This is a genomic window from Vibrio sp. V42_P2S4T144, assembly GCF_009904715.1.
Lineage (GTDB): Bacteria > Pseudomonadota > Gammaproteobacteria > Enterobacterales > Vibrionaceae > Vibrio > Vibrio alginolyticus.
In genome coordinates this window covers 1-4,311 of the sequence record NZ_WXWS01000551.1, presented here as the reverse complement: position 1 = coordinate 4,311, position 4,311 = coordinate 1, and the positions used below count along the sequence as shown (strand labels likewise).

The window sequence follows — 4,311 nt, the reverse complement described above, 5'->3', positions numbered from 1 at the left end:
CTTTAGGGGTGTTTATTTAGAAATCGGCTTTACGGACAAAGTGCGGGTTTTTGTACTTTTTCTGCGGGCCAAACGATGATACGACAAGTTTGTTCCATAATGTTTTGTCAAACTCACCCTTTGGAATCGAAGGGTAGAGGGTTTCCTCTTCTTCTCTTGCAAAGTTCATATATTGTTTCTTTTTAATTTGATTGTACTTTTTGGCGATCTGGTTATGTTTTCTTACCCACTCCAGCTTGTAATTGTGGAGCACTTTTTCACCATCTTCGAGACTCATTCGAGATAGGAACAGTCGCTTGTATGAGACCTTTCTGTCCAGCATTGTGCGCATAACGGTTTGGATATATTTACCGTGATGCGTAATGGTAATGTCGTTTTCATCAATAGGAGTGACACACCAGCCTTTAGGTAAAAAGTCTGGCTTCTTAAATTGCTTATTACGCTCCATTAGCGCCTGATGTAAAACTAAATCAGAGGTGCCGCGGAACGTCTTTTGCCATTTACCGATACGAATTTGAATCGAACCAGGCAAGCGATAGATGTTAGTAAACTTATCTTTGTCCATGGACTTGTGTCATGAGATTAATGTGCATAATTAGAAAGCGGAATTCAGCCCAATGCCACAGGCAGTAGACCTAAGTACCGTACGATTTTACAACGACCTTGCGTGATATAGCGAGGGGTTATGTCAATAATAGGTAAGAAATAGAAAATTAGTTCACATTATGAAGAAATTGGAAGCTTACAAGGCTAAATTTTGAAGTTACACCAATTATGCCCATGCCGACTAAATAAAAGAAGGCACGGGCATAAAATCACACCGCTTCTTCGAGTTGCTTGGTGTCTTCTTCAATCTGTTGTAGGTGTCGGTTTGCTTGCTGTAACTGATACATTTGAGCATAACGACCATTTTGCGTTAAGAGTGCTTTGTGTGTGCCTTTCTCGACTAACTCCCCATGATGAAGAACAATGATTTGGTCTGCATCTAGGATAGTTGACAGCCGATGAGCAATAACAACGAGCGTCATGTCTTGTCTGAGTACCGCCAAGCTCTTTTGGATTAAAGCCTCTGTTCCTGAGTCAATATTTGCGGTTGCTTCATCTAATATCAATATCTTAGGTTTTACCACAAGCACACGTGCTAACGCCAAAAGCTGTTTCTGACCCGCAGATAAATTAGTTTCGCCTTGACCTAACTGCGTGTCTAGCCCGTTAGGGTAACGATGAATTTGTTCTGCCAAACCTACCTTGTCTAACGCATCCCATATTTGATTGTCATCAACCGCCCGACTGAGAGAGATGTTTTCTCTGACTGAAGCAGGGAGAATATGTGGATCTTGTTGGACCATTGCCACATCTTTGCGAAGTACGTCTTTCCCTAATGTTTTAAGTGGACGACCATCTATGAGCAGTTCGCCACATTGCGTTGGATAAAAGCCCATTAACAGTGACGCTAATGTGCTTTTACCGCTTCCTGTATGCCCGACAAGCGCGATAAAGTCTTGGTGGTTGGCCTTCAACGAAATGTCTTTTAGGACGTCCTGTTTACCATCGTAGCTAAATGTGAGATCTCTAAGTTCGATAGCACCTGACCTTAATGGTTGATGATTGTCCCCGTAAGTTTGTTCTTTCGCGTCAATTAATTCAAAAACACGTTCGCTTGATACTAACGCTTGCTGAAGTAGAGCAAGTTGCTGAGTCATCTCAATTAGTGGTTCAGTAACTCGCGCAAGATAACTGATAAATGCATACAGTACCCCCACACCAATCAACTCAATACCATTAAAACCAAAGATCGCAACCAAGCAAAGCAACGCAAGACCAGCGAGTAAGTCCATTAATGGTCTTAGCAGATAGCCGTTTAGCCGAATCACTCGTTTAGATGCCACCAGATGCTCTGCGGTTAGCTCGTTGAACTGTTTATTAAAACGCTCTTCTTGTTGCATTAATTGAATGACACTCATCCCTTGAATGGATTCACTCAGATTCGCATTTATATCGGTCAATAGGTCACGCATCTTTCGGTAGCTTTCTGTACTTAGCTGCTTAAACAAGTACATAAAGCCGATGACGATCGGCAGCAATACAAGCACAACGAGTGTGAGCTTCCAGCTCATGAAAAACATAACGCCAAGCATTACGACAATCATGACCACGTTTTTCACCACGGTCGCGATCAAAAGCTCATAAAATTGCTGTAAAGATTCCGTATCGTTGGTGATTCGCGACACCAATTTTCCAGCAGGAGTGTAATCAAACGCAGATAACGGCTGCTTAATCACGCCAGAAAATACTTGCTTACGAATCGCTTTGATCGTGTTAGCCGCGACAATGCTAAATTGCAATGACTGAAAATACTGGAATGTTGCCGATACGATCTGAAGAGCGATATAACCTACTGCTAGCGAAATCAGAACACTTTGTGAATAGTCACCTTTAGCGATGTGCTCATCAATGAAATATTGAATCAACCAAGGGCCGCCGGCGCTAGCTAACGCTGCAATAAACAGCAAGGCGAGTCCTTTAATCATTGGCTTTGGTTGAGATAATGGGTAAGACATTAACCGTTTAAACGTGCTGGTCTGGTTCATTCATTATTCCTCCATCGCCTGCTCTAGTTTCTGATACTCGAACATCTCGGCGTACCAGCCTTTATGCGCTAATAACGCGCTATGTTGCCCACGTTCAGTAATGTGTCCGTGATTCAATACAATGATCTCGTCTGCTGCTTCCAAAGCGGTGAGGCGGTGCGCAATAACGATTAGGGCCTGATTACGGTAGTATGTTTCCAAATTCTTAAGGATTTGATGTTCGGTCCGTCCATCAACAGCGGAAAGTGCATCGTCCAAAACCAACACTTGAGCATTCAGCAGCATAGCGCGTGCTATCGCAATACGTTGTTTTTGCCCGCCGGAGAGTGTAATGCCTTTTTCACCAACTTCTGTTTGATAGCCTTCAGGAAACTTTTCAATATCGTCATGTATACAGGCTAACTTTGCTGCTCTATAGACTTCTTCTTTCTCTGCATTAGGGTTGCCTAAGGCAATATTTTCGAAGATAGATTTGGAGAATAGAAACGGACTTTGGTTAACGACAGCAAAACGGTTGCGCCACTGCGGTAGTAGGGCATCCTTGATCTCGACATCCCCGAATTTAATTGAGCCGTTTTCTAAATCATGTTGACGCAAAAGTAGTGTTAACAGGGTCGATTTTCCGCTTCCTACCGGCCCTGCAACTCCCAACATTTTTCCGGGTTCAAGTTCGATGTTTACTTCCGTCAAAGCGGGCGGTAAATCACTAGACCAGTGGAAATCGTCGATATCAATTTTTAACGGAAGTGGTTTATTTTCTATTGGCTTATTACCACTGATAATTTCTGGCTTTTCATCAAAGATCTCTTGTAGTCGGTTCCATGCAGCTGAGCCTCTTTCTAAAATGTTAAATAGGAATGCGAATGCCAGCATCGGCCATATCATCAACCCTAAATACATCGTAAATGCGGTCAGATCACCAAGCGTGATCTCACCTTTATCAACAAGGTAAGCACCAGCAGCGACACTAAGAAGGAAAGAAAGACCGATGGTTAACTGAATTGCCGGGTCAAATCTAGCATCGACTCTTGCAACAGCGATGTTCTTTTCGCCAGTATCATCCACAACCTCTTCAAAACGTTGCTGCTCTTGGTTTTCTAATCCGAAAGCACGCAGCATTCGCACGCCATTAAGTGACTCTTGTGTCATGTCTGACATGGTAGAAAAGGCTTCCTGAGCGACACGAAAGCGTTGATGTAGGATGCGCACAATAAAGAAGATGATGATGGCAAGAAATGGCATTGGAAGAAGCGCCATTACGGTGAGCTTCCAGCTTACTTGCGTTATCATAATGATTAAAACCGCAATACCAGTGATCAAAGAGTCTGCGGCGGTTAAAACCCCTTCGCCGGCTGTCATAACGATATTACGCACATCATTAGTGCCACGAGCCATCAGATCCCCCGTCTTGTAACGTTCAAAAAAACGAGGTGGCTGTGTCGATAAATGCCTATATAGACGGTTACGTAGAATGGTCCCGAGCTCCCAGCTTGCGCCGAAAAGCCAAATTCGCCATAAGATGCGACACCCATAAATGGTAAAGATCAGTACAGTTAACCCTGACAGCCATAGAATCAGCGTATTTGTATCTAAAGTGTTGTCTACGACGCCGTCAACTATGATGCCAACTGCTTTGGGCGGAACAAGCTGTAGTGCTGATATCACAGCGAAAAGCAGAATGGATCCGACATAGTGCCTCCACTTTTGTTGGAAATACCAA

At 43.4% G+C, this 4,311-nt stretch carries 3 protein-coding genes; all 3 read right to left on the bottom strand.

The genetic code is table 11. The annotated features are described in order from the left end of the window. Positions 1 to 16 precede the first annotated feature (16 nt). On the bottom strand, positions 17 to 565 hold the full coding sequence (locus CAG68_RS18240) for an MSHA operon transcriptional regulator (protein WP_005377712.1): 549 nt from the start codon (positions 563 to 565) through the stop codon (positions 17 to 19). A gap of 250 nt (positions 566 to 815) precedes the next feature. Next, positions 816 to 2,591 carry an ABC transporter transmembrane domain-containing protein gene (locus tag CAG68_RS18235; protein WP_017820634.1) on the bottom strand — a complete coding sequence of 592 codons (1,776 nt, stop codon included), beginning with the start codon at positions 2,589 to 2,591 and terminating at the stop codon, positions 816 to 818. A 3-nt stretch (positions 2,592 to 2,594) separates the two neighbouring features. Next, on the bottom strand, positions 2,595 to 4,311 hold a 1,717-nt coding region (locus CAG68_RS18230), incomplete at its 5' end, for an ABC transporter transmembrane domain-containing protein (RefSeq protein ID WP_237667896.1).

Bases quoted from the DNA above. Each gene is read 5' to 3' on its own strand.
- CAG68_RS18240 (WP_005377712.1), bottom strand. From the start codon at position 565: ATGGACAAAGATAAGTTTACTAACATCTATCGCTTGCCTGGTTCGATT.
- CAG68_RS18235 (WP_017820634.1), bottom strand. From the start codon at position 2,591: ATGAACCAGACCAGCACGTTTAAACGGTTAATGTCTTACCCATTATCT.